At 71.0% G+C, this 13,553-nt stretch carries 18 protein-coding genes and 1 pseudogene; 11 read left to right on the top strand and 8 right to left on the bottom strand.

From position 1 onward, the window contains the following. The first annotated feature begins 157 nt into the window (after positions 1–157). Entirely contained in the window at positions 158–1,222 is a 1,065-nt protein-coding gene (locus ACIBW9_RS31630) for a fatty acid desaturase family protein (RefSeq protein WP_398960438.1), read from the top strand. A gap of 183 nt (positions 1,223–1,405) precedes the next feature. Here ACIBW9_RS31630 and ACIBW9_RS31625 read toward each other — a convergent pair whose 3' ends face one another. The 5 genes from ACIBW9_RS31625 to ACIBW9_RS31605 all read right to left on the bottom strand — a co-directional run bounded on the left by ACIBW9_RS31625 (position 1,406) and on the right by ACIBW9_RS31605 (position 3,333). Then, on the bottom strand, positions 1,406–1,840 hold the full coding sequence (locus tag ACIBW9_RS31625) for a hypothetical protein (RefSeq protein ID WP_398960437.1): 435 nt from the start codon (positions 1,838–1,840) through the stop codon (positions 1,406–1,408). 31 nt (positions 1,841–1,871) lie between these two features. Further along, positions 1,872–2,462, bottom strand: a complete 591-nt coding sequence (locus ACIBW9_RS31620; RefSeq protein ID WP_398960436.1) for a hypothetical protein — start codon at positions 2,460–2,462, stop codon at positions 1,872–1,874. 130 nt (positions 2,463–2,592) lie between these two features. Beyond that, entirely contained in the window at positions 2,593–2,766 is a 174-nt protein-coding gene (locus tag ACIBW9_RS31615; RefSeq protein WP_097267141.1) for a CsbD family protein, read from the bottom strand. Between the two features lie 90 nt (positions 2,767–2,856). Beyond that, positions 2,857–3,006, bottom strand: coding sequence for a hydrophobic protein (locus ACIBW9_RS31610; RefSeq protein ID WP_356770226.1), 150 nt, complete (start codon positions 3,004–3,006; stop codon positions 2,857–2,859). A 117-nt stretch (positions 3,007–3,123) separates the two neighbouring features. Further along, positions 3,124–3,333: a hypothetical protein gene (locus ACIBW9_RS31605; RefSeq protein WP_398960435.1), complete on the bottom strand. Its 210-nt coding sequence runs from the start codon at positions 3,331–3,333 to the stop codon at positions 3,124–3,126. Between the two features lie 384 nt (positions 3,334–3,717). Here ACIBW9_RS31605 and ACIBW9_RS31600 point away from each other — a divergent pair, with 384 nt between their 5' ends. The 3 genes from ACIBW9_RS31600 to ACIBW9_RS31590 all read left to right on the top strand — a co-directional run bounded on the left by ACIBW9_RS31600 (position 3,718) and on the right by ACIBW9_RS31590 (position 4,847). Beyond that, positions 3,718–4,011, top strand: a complete 294-nt coding sequence (locus ACIBW9_RS31600) for a hypothetical protein (protein WP_398960434.1) — start codon at positions 3,718–3,720, stop codon at positions 4,009–4,011. 77 nt (positions 4,012–4,088) lie between these two features. Further along, positions 4,089–4,481 (top strand): ANTAR domain-containing protein, encoded by a 393-nt coding sequence (locus tag ACIBW9_RS31595; protein ID WP_398960433.1) that lies wholly within the window; start codon positions 4,089–4,091, stop codon positions 4,479–4,481. Positions 4,482–4,490: 9 nt separating this feature from the next. Further along, complete coding sequence (locus tag ACIBW9_RS31590; RefSeq protein WP_398960432.1) at positions 4,491–4,847, top strand: PRC-barrel domain-containing protein; 357 nt, start codon at positions 4,491–4,493, stop codon at positions 4,845–4,847. A 420-nt stretch (positions 4,848–5,267) separates the two neighbouring features. Here ACIBW9_RS31590 and ACIBW9_RS31585 read toward each other — a convergent pair whose 3' ends face one another. Next, positions 5,268–5,762, bottom strand: a complete 495-nt coding sequence (locus ACIBW9_RS31585; RefSeq protein ID WP_398960431.1) for an Asp23/Gls24 family envelope stress response protein — start codon at positions 5,760–5,762, stop codon at positions 5,268–5,270. Between the two features lie 189 nt (positions 5,763–5,951). Between ACIBW9_RS31585 and ACIBW9_RS31580 the strand changes: the two genes are divergently transcribed. The 6 genes and pseudogenes from ACIBW9_RS31580 to ACIBW9_RS31555 all read left to right on the top strand — a co-directional run. Next, positions 5,952–6,632, top strand: a complete 681-nt coding sequence (locus ACIBW9_RS31580; RefSeq protein ID WP_398960430.1) for an STAS domain-containing protein — start codon at positions 5,952–5,954, stop codon at positions 6,630–6,632. A gap of 56 nt (positions 6,633–6,688) precedes the next feature. After that, entirely contained in the window at positions 6,689–7,300 is a 612-nt protein-coding gene (locus ACIBW9_RS31575; RefSeq protein WP_398960429.1) for a hypothetical protein, read from the top strand. Continuing rightward, the gene (locus tag ACIBW9_RS31570) at positions 7,290–8,036 is read left to right on the top strand and encodes an ANTAR domain-containing protein (protein ID WP_398960428.1); all 747 of its coding nucleotides are present in this window, start codon (positions 7,290–7,292) and stop codon (positions 8,034–8,036) included. The genes ACIBW9_RS31575 and ACIBW9_RS31570 overlap by 11 nt, the downstream gene beginning before the upstream one ends. Before the next feature lie 80 nt (positions 8,037–8,116). Further along, positions 8,117–8,833, top strand: a complete 717-nt coding sequence (locus ACIBW9_RS31565) for an ANTAR domain-containing protein (protein ID WP_398960427.1) — start codon at positions 8,117–8,119, stop codon at positions 8,831–8,833. 765 nt (positions 8,834–9,598) lie between these two features. After that, a complete protein-coding gene (locus ACIBW9_RS31560; RefSeq protein ID WP_398960426.1) occupies positions 9,599–10,243 on the top strand; it encodes a hypothetical protein in 645 nt (214 codons plus the stop codon). 638 nt (positions 10,244–10,881) lie between these two features. Beyond that, positions 10,882–11,607, top strand: a pseudogene (locus ACIBW9_RS31555) (PP2C family protein-serine/threonine phosphatase); the annotation flags it as partial. 199 nt (positions 11,608–11,806) lie between these two features. Here the strand turns inward: ACIBW9_RS31555 and ACIBW9_RS31550 are convergent. Both ACIBW9_RS31550 and ACIBW9_RS31545 read right to left on the bottom strand, forming a co-directional pair. Then, on the bottom strand, positions 11,807–12,151 hold the full coding sequence (locus ACIBW9_RS31550) for an ANTAR domain-containing protein (protein WP_398960425.1): 345 nt from the start codon (positions 12,149–12,151) through the stop codon (positions 11,807–11,809). Next, positions 12,148–12,408 carry a hypothetical protein gene (locus tag ACIBW9_RS31545; RefSeq protein WP_398960424.1) on the bottom strand — a complete coding sequence of 87 codons (261 nt, stop codon included), beginning with the start codon at positions 12,406–12,408 and terminating at the stop codon, positions 12,148–12,150. Before ACIBW9_RS31545 ends, ACIBW9_RS31550 begins: the two co-directional genes overlap by 4 nt. A 755-nt stretch (positions 12,409–13,163) precedes the next feature. Between ACIBW9_RS31545 and ACIBW9_RS31540 the strand changes: the two genes are divergently transcribed. Continuing rightward, complete coding sequence (locus ACIBW9_RS31540) at positions 13,164–13,520, top strand: PRC-barrel domain-containing protein (protein ID WP_398960423.1); 357 nt, start codon at positions 13,164–13,166, stop codon at positions 13,518–13,520. The last annotated feature ends 33 nt before the right edge of the window (positions 13,521–13,553 follow it).

The raw sequence follows: 13,553 nt of genomic DNA, 5'->3' as shown, positions 1-13,553 counted from the left end.
CGCCGCTCACGCAGGTCTCGGCACCAGCGGTGAACGCCACCATGCATCCGCCGACGACAACCCGGGCCCCCGGCTTGTGGACGTGTTCCCTCCTGCAGGTCGTGTACGCGACCCGAGTACCGGCGAACTTCATGCCCAGCCACGCAAGGAGTCCCCTGTGACCGCAACCGCTCCCGAGCCTCCCGAGGTCACCCTCGGCGACGAGTTCGGCAAGGAACTCGACCGCATACGTGCCGAGATCATCGCCGCGCGCGGCGCCGACGACGCGCGCTACATCCGTACGGTGATCGCCGTGCAGCGCGGCCTGGAGGCGGGAGGCCGGGGCGCCCTCGCCGTCTCGCTGTTCCCGCCCGCCTGGGTGGCGGGCACCGCCCTGCTCTCCCTCGCCAAGATCCTGGAGAACATGGAGCTGGGCCACAACATCCTGCACGGCCAGTGGGACTGGATGGGTGACCCGGCGATCCACTCGACGACCTGGGAGTGGGACTTCCTCACCCCCGCCGAGGCCTGGAAGCACACTCACAACCACCTGCACCACACCTGGACCAACGTCGTGAACCGCGACCGCGACCTCGGGTACGTCGCCTTCCGGATGAGCGCCGACCAGCCCTGGCATCCGCGCCATCTCGCCCAGCCGTTCTACAACTTCCTGCTCGCGCCGCTCTTCGAGTGGGGCATCGCGCTGTACGACCTGGAACCGGATGCCGTCGTCGCCGGCCGCAAGCCGTGGCGTTCCTTCCTCAGCGACGTGCGCGGGTTTCTCGCCAAGGCGACCCGGCAGATCGCCAAGGACTACATGGTCTTCCCGCTGCTGGCCGGGCCCTCCGCGCTGCCTTGTCTGCTCGGGAACCTCACCGCCAACACGGTGCGCAACCTGTGGACCCACACCATCATCTTCTGCGGGCATTTCCCCGGTGACGTCCAGACGTTCACCGAGGAGCACATCGACGACGAGACCCGCGGTGAGTGGTACCTGCGTCAGGTCCAGGGCTCCGCCAACATCGAAGGCGGCCCGCTCTTCCACGTCCTCAGCGGCAATCTCGGCCACCAGATCGAGCACCACGCCTTCCCGGACCTGCCCAGCAACCGCTACGCCGAGATCGCCCCGCGTGTGCGTGCACTCTGCGAGAAGCACAACATCCCGTACATCACCGGCCCGCTGTGGCGGCAGTACGGCTCCACCTGGGGACGCATCCTGCGTTTCGCCGTACCGACCGGATGAACTGCGCGGACGGAACCGGTATGGCGTCGTGCCCGTCGTGCCGAGCCCCGTTGCCGACCGTGACCGCGACGCGGGCGACCGGTCGGATTCCCCTGATCGCAGGAGACGGCCGTCGCAGTCCGACCGGTGTGAGGTACGCACCGTTCTCCTGCGGCGGCTGTCCTTCTTGCGGGGAGGACGCTGTCACTGACCGGCAGGCACCGACATGTGCAGCAGCCGTTCGGTGATCTCCCGGTACTGCCTCAGGGCGAGCCGTAGTTCCTCGGTCTGCACGTCGGCGTCCGGGTCCTGCCAGCCCGTGCGCAGGACGCGCCGTCGTTCCGCGAGGGTGTCGGCGAACCGGGTGGTGACTTCGTCGAGGACGGCGTCGGCCTCTTCCACCGCTTGGCGCGGCCCGTCGACGAAGGTGGCCAGGGCCTGCTGGAGGCGCAGGGCCAGCTTGCCCCGGTCGCCCTGCGGGATGAGGTCCGGGCCGGGCGTGCGATCGGGGCCGTCGGCGCCGGTGCCGGGCTCACGCGGTGCGTGAACGGAATCGGTGCGGGGCGCCTGCGGGGCGAGTCGGGCTGGATCCGGGCTCCCAGGCTGGGGCCGCGGTGCGTGTTCGGCGTCGTGGGACATCAGGTGCTGCTTCCCTTCGCGTGGTGTCGGGTCAGTGACCACGGCGCTTTGCCTTGGCCGTCGGGGGCAAAGGGCCGGGGCGGGTTGCCGGCTGCCCGGTGACCAGAGCTTCGAAGAGGCTTCGGGATTCGACCATCGCCTCCCGCATGTCCTCGGTACCGCTCGGCCCGTGGGCCGCCGTGTGCATGCTGCGGTAGCCCTGGACATGGTGGGCGTGGTGGACGGAGAGGGCGGCGATCTGGTCCTCGAACCGCTCGCCGTCGGGGAAGCCGCGGTCCCTTGCCAGGCGCGCCAGCAGTGTGTCCGCCTCGGTGACGGCCTGCAGCGGTGATTCGACGAACTGCTCCTGGATGGCGGCCCATCGCGCCCTGTAGCGCTCGAGGGCCGCCGGCGTCAGCGCCTGCTGCGTGAGGGAGCCGTGCTCCTTCACACGCTTGCCGAGTTCCTGTTCGGCGGCCTTGGTGTCGCCGTCGTGGTCGGCGACTGCGCGGGCGTACTCGGGTCCGAAGCGGCGCTTCAGCGCCTGCCCGCCACTGCCTCGGGTTCGTCCACGTCCTGTGTAGAGGAGGATGGCCAGGCCGATGACGATGACGACGACGGCGATGATCACGGCGATGATCATGGCTGCCTTCTCCGGTTCTCGGTGCGGACGCTGGTCTGCTTCATTGCCGTCGATTCCTGTCGGCTTGTCGGGCGTTCGGGCCGGTCGGGTGGTGTCCGCCCGACGTGGGCACCACCCGGGGTGTTGGTGGTCAGGGCCTGAAGGCGTCCTTGGCCTTGTCGCCGGACTGCTTCAGGTTTCCGGAGACCCGGTCGGTCCTGCCTTCGCGCTGCAGTCGCCTGTTGCGGGTGGTCCGGCCGATGCGTTCGGTGACCCGGCCCTTGAACGCCTGTGTTTTGTGTTTGATGGTCTGTCCGACACTCATGGCCGGCCTCCTGCTTGTCTGGTGAGTGGGTTCCGTGCGATCGCCGTGCGGGCCGTTGTCCCTGCGGGCAGGGTCGTACTCCGGAACGGACTACCTGCGGCGGCCACCGCCGCGCCCGCGCATCGCGAAGCCGGCGATCCAGACGACCAGCAGGACGGCGGCGACCCACCACAGGATCTGCATCGTGAAGCCGAACCCGAAGACCACCAGGATCAGCAGAAGGAGAAGAATCCAGATCATTGCCGGGCCTCCAGATCGCGGGAATTTCCTTGATTCCGCGGGGTCCGGGCGAAGTGGGAAGGTGGAATGCCGCGCCCCGAAGTTCCGGAGTGGCATGGCCCTACGCCGTGCTGTCAGTCAACGCCCGGCAACCTCCCCTGTCAACGTGGTGTCGACACGGGCGAGTTCTGGGAGCTGCGCCGGGGCCGCCGGGGTGAGCGGAGCCTCGGCGGGGGATTCGGCCGGCTCGGTCGGCGGCGGCAGGATGTGGTCCTCCCACCACGAAAGGGCCATCACCGCGATGAGCAGGACGAAGGGGGTCGAAGCGGGAACGATCAGCGCGTACATGTGTACCGCCTGGTAAGGGATGCGTGCGACGCGGCGGGCGGCAGATCGTTGCCCGCTTGAGGCGCACCGGGGCTCCGCCGGGTTCTCGTGACGACGGGCGTGTGCGGGAACGGCCGGGCTCGTGACGCGGCGGGTTTCCGGCACCGATGCGCAGGGAGCGCCCTCTGGGGAGCGCGTTGGCGGTGCGACGCTGCCGGGGGCCGGGGCGGCATGTCGCACGCTAGCCCTCGCCGTAGTTTCCCGACAGGCGTCAAGCAGCCATCCGTGCCGGACGGGACGCGCTGACGTCGGACGGTACCCGCACCCGTCGGGCAGGACTAAGCTGAGGGGTAAGGCCCCAGTCCCCGGTATCGATGCGGTGTTCTGCTCCCGGGGAGGCCCACAGTGTTCGTCCTGCTCCTCATCCTCGTCGCCGTTCTCTTCGGCTTCGGCTTCCTTCACCCCCTCTGGTGGGTGGTGGCGGCGGTGCTGGTCTACGGCGCGACTCGCCACGGCCGCGATCGTGGCGGAGGCCGAAGCCGTGGCGGTTCCGATCTCGGGGACCATCGGCAGCCCCGGGACTACCGGGACTATCAGGAGCGCCGGGATCGCGAGGACCGCTGGGACCGCCGCTACAGCCGCCAGAACCGGGCGCGCTGGCGGCGTGAGGACGGTCGGGACCATGACCACCACCGGTGACCCAGAGGACAGACAACTGCGGTCCGGGACGGCTCCGGCCAGGCCGGAGACGTCGAACTCGTGAAGAGGTACATGCCATGCAACGCACAACCGTGCTCCAAGAGGACTGGTGGAAACTGCGGGCCGAGGCCACGTGGGGGAACGCATCGGCGGGGCAGGACCTCGTCGCACTGCGCGCCGAGAACGATCAGCTGCGGCGGGCGCTGGCCGGCCGTGCGGTCATCGACCAGGCCCGCGGAATGGTGATGGTCCTGACCCCCTGCAGCCGCGGGGCGGCCAGGAACCTGCTGGTCGACGTCTCGCGGCAGTGCGACACCAAACTTCCGGAGGTGGCCGCGGCCGTGGTCGCCGCCTGGGAGGGCAAGCCGCTCCCGGAGCGGATGCAGCGTGCGCTGCGGCGTGCACTGCGGCGGTTTCACGCGGAGGACCGAGGGTGCGGCTCGTCATCGGCCGATGAGTCGTCCAGATAGGGAGAGACCATGATCCACGCAGCCGACGTCCGGGAATGGCGCACCCAGGATGTCATCGACTCCGAGTCGCACAAGATCGGTGTCCTGGAGGCGGTCTATGTGGACACCACCACCGACGAGCCGGCCATGGCCACGGTACGGACCGGACTGCCCACCCGGCACCGTCTGGTCTTCGTCCCCCTTGAGGACGCGATCGTCGGGCCGGGCTATCTGAAGGTCGGCTATGTCAAGACGCTGGTGAAGCAGGCTCCTTCGATCGGTACCGACGACGTGCTTCCCGCCGAGCAGGAGGAAGCGGTCTTCAAGCACTACGGACTGCCCTACCAGCCCGGTGCGGCCGGAGAACGGCAACTTGCGCGCCGCTGACCGCCCTCGCACGGGAGGGCTGCCGTGTTCGCCGGGCCCGGCATCATCGACGGCTGCCGTCCGTTTCGACCCGGACGGCACCAGAGGCGTGGTCGCGACGCTCCGCGGCTTCCCGCAGACACCCCGGCGCCGGCCCCCTTCCACCGACGCGCAACCGCGCAGGGCACCGGTGCGGGATGGGCCGCCCGTGGTCCGCCCCTCCGATGCCCACGTACCGGAACCGGTATGCGGCGTTGACTGTCCGTGACATGCGGACGGCGCTGAACCGCCACCCCCGGGCCCCCAGCCCCGTCCTGCTGAGCCGGCCGCGTCCGTACGACGTGTCCCGGGGCCGACGACTCGGGGCGCCGGGAACCGACCGTCCGACAGCATCCGGAGACTGCCCCGGGCAGCCGCGAGCGCGTCTGCCCGGGCAAGGCCTCAATGCACCCGGCCCTCGGGGGTCTCCTGCGTGTCCTCGTCCGGCAGGTGCACGTCGTTGACCGCGATGTTCACCTCGACGACCTCCAGGCCCGTCATCCGTTCCACCGCCGCGATCACGTTCTCACGGACCTCTGCGGCGAGGTCGGTGATGCTCACCCCGTATGCGACGACGACCTGGAGATCGATGGCGGTCTGCTTCTCACCGACCTCGACCTTGACGCCACGCCCCGCGCTCGGATGTCCGCCCGGGACCCGGTCGCGCATCGCGCCCATGGTGCGGGTGAATCCACCGCCCAGCGCGTGGATTCCCGGGACCTCGCGGGCGGCGATGCCGGCGATCTTCTCCACCACCCCGTCGGCGATGGTCGTCCGGCCGCGGGTCTCCGGCGGTTCCTGAAGCCGGGGACGTGCGGCGTGCAGTGTCGTGCCCAGGTCGGTGCGGGGCTCCCCCGGGCCGGGCTCGGGCAGGGTGGAACCGTTCGGCTCCGTCATGCGAAGCCACCTCCTCGGGTGGTGCACGGACTGACGTGCCCGGCGGCCCTCGGCCGCCGCGTTTCGCGCCGCTTGCCCAGTACCGCGCTACGCGTCGGACATGCCTGCGTACGCCGTCCACATCGCGGCCACGGTCCAGGCCCCGGCACCAGGCGGGTCAGCGGACCCCACTGGACCGCGCCGGGGACTATGGTGCTGTACGGACGTCCCAGACCCCGGCGGCTTGTCGTTGCTCGACACATAGAGCGCGGGGAGCGGACTCGTAGTCCGTCACCCGGCGCATCCCAGGAGGGAACCGGGTGGACCTCTTTCCTGTCGCACGGGTGGTCGGACCTGCGCTCGCTCCGATTCCGCCGACCCTCCGCCCCTACCGGGAGCGCGTCAGGTGGTGCCGGATTTCCGGCACGGCCGGGCCCGCTGCCGGATGGTCTTCCGAACCGAGGCGTCATGTCCCTTCCACAGCTCACCGTGTATCGCCATGACCGGAGGAAACGGGCGCTGATCACCCTGGCCGGTGAGATCGACTTCGAATCCGCGCCGTTGGTGCGCGCATCCGTGGATCAGTGCTTGCGGGACGGCATCCGCGCCATCGACGTCGACCTCACCCCTGTCAGTTTCTGTGACTGCAGCGGACTCAACGCCTTCCTGCACGCTGCGCAGCAGACCACCGTGGCGGGCGGGACCCTGCGACTGCACCACCCACCGCCGATGCTCGTCCTTGTAGTCGGCCTCACCGGTTGCGGGTTCCTGTTGCTCGGTCCTCCGTACGACCCGCCACCTCCTTCCGGCGACGCCCCGGCTGTGCCGGCTCCAGCCCTGCTGCACGGGTCTGTCCCGCCTGCGCCTGTTCTCCCGGGCGATGCGCGATGACGCCCGGACCAGGGCGGGGACAGTCACGGAAGCCGGGGAACGGCGAGGTCTGCGCCGTGGCTCCGGTGCGACTGCGCCGGCTGAACCGTCGGCTGGTGGAGGACCTGCGCGAGGATCTGGCAGGGTTGTATGTGGAGTCCCGCGTGCGGGCGAGGGGTGATGCTTACCGCCCTCCCGGCCGCCAGGAATTCCTGAACCGTCTCACCGCGGACCTGGGCCGGCCGGGATTCGCCATGGTGATCGCCGAGTCGGACGGCCTGATGGGGTGCGCCTTCGGCTTCCCGGTGCGCGGCGACGGCTCGTGGTGGCTCGGCTTCGACGGAGTGCTGCCGCGCGGCGTCGGGCAACTCACGGTGTCCGGCAGGGCCTTCGCGTTCGGTGACATCCTGATACGCCCGCACCCCCGGGACCAGGAACTCGCCCGTCGTGTGCAGGAGCGGCTGCTGACCGACCACCAGGCCTCGCTCGGCGCCACCTTGGTGGACGGGGCCGATCGCCGGACTCTCTCCGCGCTCCGCTCCTGGGGATGGCTGGATGTCGGAGAGCTTCGCAGACCCCTGGGCGTCACCACATTCCGCGCACTGGTGTTTCCCCTCGCGGAGCGCGCCACGGTGACGTCGGTGGGCCTTGTCACGATGCCGGGAGGCGGTGGCCCGGGTGGGCGCTGAGAGCCGGTCGGCCCGCATTCGGATGCTGGTGGCCGAGCAGGCGGCTCGGCGCGGTGCCCGCGTCGGTCTGGTGGACGTGTGCACCGCGGCCGTGGCCGCGCTGCCGGTCGGCGGGGCCGGGCTGTCGGCGATGTCCAGGGCCGCGCCGAGCCACCCGCTGTGCAGCACCGACACCGTCAGCGAGCAGCTGGAAGAGCTCCAGCTCACGCTGGGCGAGGGGCCTTGTGTGGACGCCTTCCTGCACGGCTCGGCCGTCCTGACACCCGATCTGCTCACCCGTGACCTGCAGGACCGGTGGACGGTGTTCGCCGAGGCGGCACTGGAAGCCGGGGCACGCGCGGTGTTCGCGCTGCCCCTGCAGATGGGCGCGATCAGCCCGGGGGTTCTGGACCTGTACGCCCACGTTCCGGTCCGGTTGAACGCGGAGGAACTGGCGGACGCGCTGGCGTTCGCCGATCTCGCGACTCTGGTGCTGCTCGACGCGCGTATCGACGAGATGAGCGCGCCGCGCGATGGCCCCGTCGAGGACCTGGGCGCGTACCGGGCGGAGATCGACCAGGCCAGCGGGATGCTCACGGTCCAGCTCGGAGTCGGCATCGAGGAAGCCTTCGTCCGGCTCCGCGCCTACGCCTATGCGCAGGGACGCCGGCTCGCCGACGTGGCCGCGGACGTGGTGGCACATCGGCTTCGTTTCCCACCGGACGCGGAGCCGGACCAGGCCGGGGAGGACGACTGACGCATTGGTGCCGGCCGAGGAACGTGCCGTACTTCCCGCCCCTTCCCGGCGGGACTAATCTTAATTCGAGGGTGTCCACGATGGATCAACAACTCCTGGCCAAGACCTTCGTCGAGTTGGCCGACAATCTGGTCGCCGACTTCGACCTCATGGACTTCCTGCGCCTGCTGACCGACCGCTGCGTCGGCATGCTCGACGCGAGCGCCGCCGGGGTCCTGCTCGCAGACCGGGACGGCAAACTCCGCGTCATGGCCGCCTCCGACGAACAGGTGCGTGTGCTGGAGCTCTTCCAGCTCCAGAACGACCAAGGCCCCTGCCTCACGTGCTTCCGCACCGGCGCGCCGGTGATCATCCCCGACCTGACCCGGGAGGTCGACCGCTGGCCGCGCTTCGTCACGGCGGCCCACCGCAGTGGTTTCGGGGCCGTCCAGGCCCTGCCCATGCGCCTGCGGGAGGAGACCGTGGGCGCGCTGAACCTCTTCCGTGCCGCGCCCGGCCCCTTCGACCCGGCCGCCACCCTCGTCGCCCAGGCGCTGGCGGACGTCGCCACCATCAGCCTGCTGCAACAACGCACCGCGCAGCGCAGCACGGTGCTCAACGAGCAGTTGCAGACGGCGCTGAACAGCCGGGTGCTGATCGAACAGGCCAAGGGGAAGCTCGCCGAACGCCAGGGCGTCGACATGGAGCAGGCGTTCAGTGCGCTGCGCGGTTACGCCCGCTCCCACAACCGCCGCCTGGCCGACGTGGTCCGCGCCTTCATCGACGGCTCGGAGCCCCTTGCCGGGCTGGGGTCCTGATCACTCCGCGCCGCAGCCGACGCGCATCGGCACGCCGCTCCTGCGCCCGGAACCGTGGGCCGGACGGCCGCCACCGCACGACGGCGGCGGCCGTCCGGAGCGCGAGGAACGGGAGGCCCCCCTCCGCCGTGTCCTCGCGCGTTGTCCTCCGCGGCGGCGGGACTGATGGGAACACCCCGTCTGGAAAATGCCGGGAGGACGTGGGCTGGAGCCGCGCTGTCCGGCGATGCGGCTCCGGCCGGGCCTGGTTTCCGACTCGGGGGCTGGGAGCCTGGGTGGGGAGACCTGCTGGTACCTGAGACGGTCGCAGTCCCACCTTCCCCGCGTGCAGCCTAGAGCAGATTCCGGAGCGGCGGAACAGGGCCTGACGTAAGGGTGCTCGTCCCGTGTCAACGCCGGTTGTGCGCGGTGTCGCGTCGTGCACCGGGCCGATGCCGGCCGCCACAGGGGAGCGGCAGCCACGGCGGGAGGCCGGTTCCTTGGCCGTGGCTGCGGGAACTCTTCGGCACAGGCTCGTACGGCAGAAGCCGATGGTCGGCACCCGCCGCACGTCTGGCCGAAGGGATCGCCCCATGACCTGAACGACCTGGCGGTCGGCCCACCCGCCGCCCGGGCCACAGTGGCCCCGCGCCCCCAACTGGCCCCGGAGCGGCGCCGATCCGGGGCTATGCTGGCGAACAGACGTCCCGGACCCCGGCGCCGCACCACACATCGGCCACGATGGCACTCCCGCCCATCTGCCGGTCTCCTGAACCGAGGCGCCCCATGCGCACTCCGCGGCAACCCCACGAACCCGAAGGCCCGGAGCCGTCCGCCATGGACACGGTGCGGCTGCGCCGACTGAACCGCTGGCAGGCCGAGGGCCTGCGAGAGGACCTGGCGGATCTGTACGTGGAGTCCACCACCACCCCGCCGGGCGAGGAGTTCCGCGGCCGGCAGGAGTTCCTGCGCCGTCTGGCGGACGGCGTGAAACTGCCGGGATTCGACATGCTGGTCGCCGAGGCCCGGTCCCTGACCGGCTGTGTCTTCGGAATCCCCGTGCCACGTGACGGCTCCTGGTGGCAGGGGTTCGACGGGCCGCTGCCCCAGAACCTGGAGCAACTGACGGCGTCCGGACACGTCTTCGCGATCCTCGAAACCGTCGTCCATCCGCACCAGTACGCCCGCGGGCTCGCTCGCCGGCTCCAGGAGCGCCTGCTCGCCGATCACCAGGCTTCGCTCGGCGTCACCTTGCTGGACCAGTCCGACCGCCCGGCCCGTGCCGCCTTGGAGGCGTGGGGCTGGCAGGAGGTGGGCCAGGTCCACCGCGCCCCGACCGTCCTGTGCGTACTGCTTCTGGCCCTCGGAGAGCGCACGACGGAGCATCCGGACGGCCTCGCGCACAACGACCGGACCCAACGGCCCGGATAGCCGTCTGCGCCTGCCGGGCGCGACGCGTGCGAAACCGTAGACGTGCGACGCGGACGCGCGAAGACGCGGAGGCGTCGAGAAGTCGTGGAGGAGCGGGTGGAGCTGTCCCCGGAGCAGGAGGCGCGGCGGATCGCCGCGGTGCGTCGTTACGACATCCTGGACACCCCGCCCGACGGTGCCTTCGACCGGATCGCCGGCGCTGGCCGCCCGCCTGTTCGACGCTCCGTCCGCAACCGTGATGATCGTGGACACCGACCGGGTCTGGTTCAAGGCCGCGTACGGTCTGGCGGGGGTCAGGCAGATCGGCCGGTACCCGGGGCTGCGCACCTCGGTGATCACCACGGGCAGTCCTCTGGTCGTCCCCGACACTCTCGACGACCCGGTCGCCCGCGCCCACTCCCTGGTGACCGGTCCCGCTCGGGCGCGCTTCTACGCCGCCGCCCCGATCACCACCGGCGACGGTCACCGCCTGGGCACCGTGGACGTCCTGGACACCAGGCCGCGCCGCATCACAGCGGACCAGGCCACCGCCCTGACCGACCTGGCCGCGCTCGTGATGGACGAACTCGAACTGCGGCTGGCCGCCCTGCGCATGCTCCGCGTGGAACGGGAGCTGGTGGAGGTGGAACACGCGGCACGTGAGCGCGCCGAGCGGGACCGGTCGGAGATCGTCGCGTACGCCTCACACTGCAGCGCTCCCTGCTGCCCCGGCACTGCCGGAAGTGCCGGGCCTGGAGGCCGCCTGCCACTACACCACCGCCTCGGTCCACGCCGTCGGCGGCGACTTCTACGACGTCTTCCCGCTCGGCGCCTGGCGGTGGGCGTTCTTCCTCGGCGACGTCAGCGGCCGGGGCGCGCCCGCCGCCGCGCTCACCTCGCTGATCCGCTACACCCTGCGTACCACCGCCCTGTTGGAACCGGATCCGTGTGCCGTACCGCGGGTGCTCAACACCGCCCTGCTGTCGGCATCGTCCGACGGCAGAGGCTTCTGCACGCTCGTCTTCGGCACCCTCGCTCCCGACCCTGCGGGCGGCTTCGCCCTCACCCTCGCCGGAGGCGGCCATCTCCCGGCCCACCACCTGCGGCCCACCCGCCGCGACGGGACCGCCCGGGCAGCAGCCGGGACCGAGCAGGTGAACCTGGCGGGAGGGATGCTTGTCGGCGCCCTGCCGCAGGCGGACTTCGTCTCCCGGGCCGTTCAACTCCTGCCCGGCGAGGCGCTCTTCCTCTACAGCAACGGACTCACCGAGGCCCGTACTTCCCGCGGCGCCCGGTTCGGCGAGAGCGGCCTGTCCTCCCACCTCACCCACCACGCCGCCACCAACCGAGCCCTCGGCGCCACCGCGATCATCAGCGACCTCACCGCGCTGCTGAACACCTTCCCCGCAGGACCCGCGGACGACGTCGCGCTCCTCGCCCTCAGCGCCACCTCCACGACGCCCGCCACCACACCCTCCGGCGCCTCGGGCACCGCGCACACCAGCGCGCCCCTCCCACCCCCGACAGCACGTGACCGGGCCGCACGGGCGATGAGCCGACAGGCCGACCGCCGGGCACCCGCCGTCATCTCCGGTCCGCCGAATGGAGGCGCCGCAGCGCCTGGCGCAGCTCCTGTCGCACCGGTGCCGGGAGCGCCTCGTCCTTCGTCGTGGCGACCAGGGCCGCGGCCACGGCCCGGAGCTTGATGTTGCAGCGCTGCGACACGTCCACCAGCAGGTCCCAGGCCCTCTCGCTGGTGCAGGGCGCCAGGGCCATCACCATGCCGCACGCCTGGTCGATCACCGCACGGCTCGCCAGCGCCCGCTCCAACTGCTCGTTGGCGGCGCGCAGTTCGCCGACCTCGGCCAGCAGTGCCGCATCCCGAGCCGTCGACAGCGGCTGCTCTTCACGGGGCGTGGTGTCGGTCACCCGCGGTGCTCGCGGTCTCGACGGCCCTCGCGCCTCCAGCGCTCCCGGTGCCGAGGGCGGTACCGGCGCTTCCGGTGGTCCTGGTGCTCCCGGAGATCGGAGCTGCCGCCACGGTCCCAGCCCCCGCCTTCACCACGGCGCCCGTACTGGATGGCGCCGAAAACCAGCACGAGTGAGGCCGCGACCACCCACCAGACGGGGCTGAGGAAGCCGAAGCCGGACAGGACCACGATGAGGATGAGGAGCAGGGCGAACACGGTGGGCCTCCCCGGAGCGGAGCTTCACTGCCGGGGGCCGGGGCCTGTTCGAACAGCGTAGCCCTGCCCGGAGGCAGCTGGTGACGCCCCGTGTAACGGTCTCGCACCCGGAGCTGGTGGTCCCTTGCCGGCTGTTCAGGGAGCGCGGCGAGAGCCGGCGTGTGCGGTACGGCCCGAGCCCCCGGCCGCGTCGATCACCTCGCGCTCCGCGGAAGCACCTCGCGCATCGGCGCGGGAACCTGCCGCGTCACGAGCGGGGCCGCTCCCGCAGTCGCCGTCGCCATGGCATCCCGGCGAAGCCACATCTGCCGTCGCCGCCCTGCAGGTCCTGTGGTGGGTCGCCGCCGTCCTGCTGGTCGCCTGGATCCGTCGGCTCCGCGATGCGCGGGCGCGGCGGTGGCAGGCGCCGGTGGTCCACCAGGAGAGGATGCCCTGCCGCCGCGAACGCCGCGCACCCCGCCCGCCACGAGGCCCGGCAGGAACCGGGACGGGAGAGACCACGCAACGGCTGCTGCGCGTGTGAGCGGGTCTTGGGTCCACCGCACCGGCGTATCCATCAAGAGCGCGAGCCGCGGCGGCCGCAGTACCATGGATTGTGGGTTGGCTCACTCTCACGTGCAGCCGCCCGGAAGGGCGACTCCGGCGTGGTTGCGCCGGAGTCGTTGTCACAGCCGCTCTTCCGGTTCCGGCCGGGCCGCGATCTTCCAGGGGAGGCGGCCCGCATCGACCGGTGTCCCGCTCAGGAGGGACAGCGCATGATCCAGGCAGTCGACATCCGCGAGTGGCGCACCCATGACGTCGTCGACCCGAAGGGGCACAGGATCGGCGTGCTCGAAGCGGTCTACGTGGACACCACCACCGACGAACCGGCCGTGGTCACCGTACGGACCGGGCTGCCGACTCGTCGGCGCCTGGTCTTCGTGCCCGTTGACGACGTACTCCTGGGGCCGGGCTACGTGAAGATCGCCCACACCAGGAGCCTGGTCAGGAAGGCTCCTTCGATCGGCACGGACGACGTCCTGCCCGCCGAGCAGGAGGAAGCGATCTTCCAGCACTACGGGATGACGTACCAGCCGGGCGTGAACGGCGAACGAAAGCTCGCACGCCGCTGAGCGACGGCACGGTCCAAGGGAGGTGTCCAAGCC

This window comes from Streptomyces sp. NPDC049541 (genome assembly GCF_044465725.1).
GTDB lineage: Bacteria > Actinomycetota > Actinomycetes > Streptomycetales > Streptomycetaceae > Streptomyces.
The sequence above is the reverse complement of the archived record's forward strand: the minus strand, read 5'-3'. Positions and strand labels throughout refer to the sequence as shown.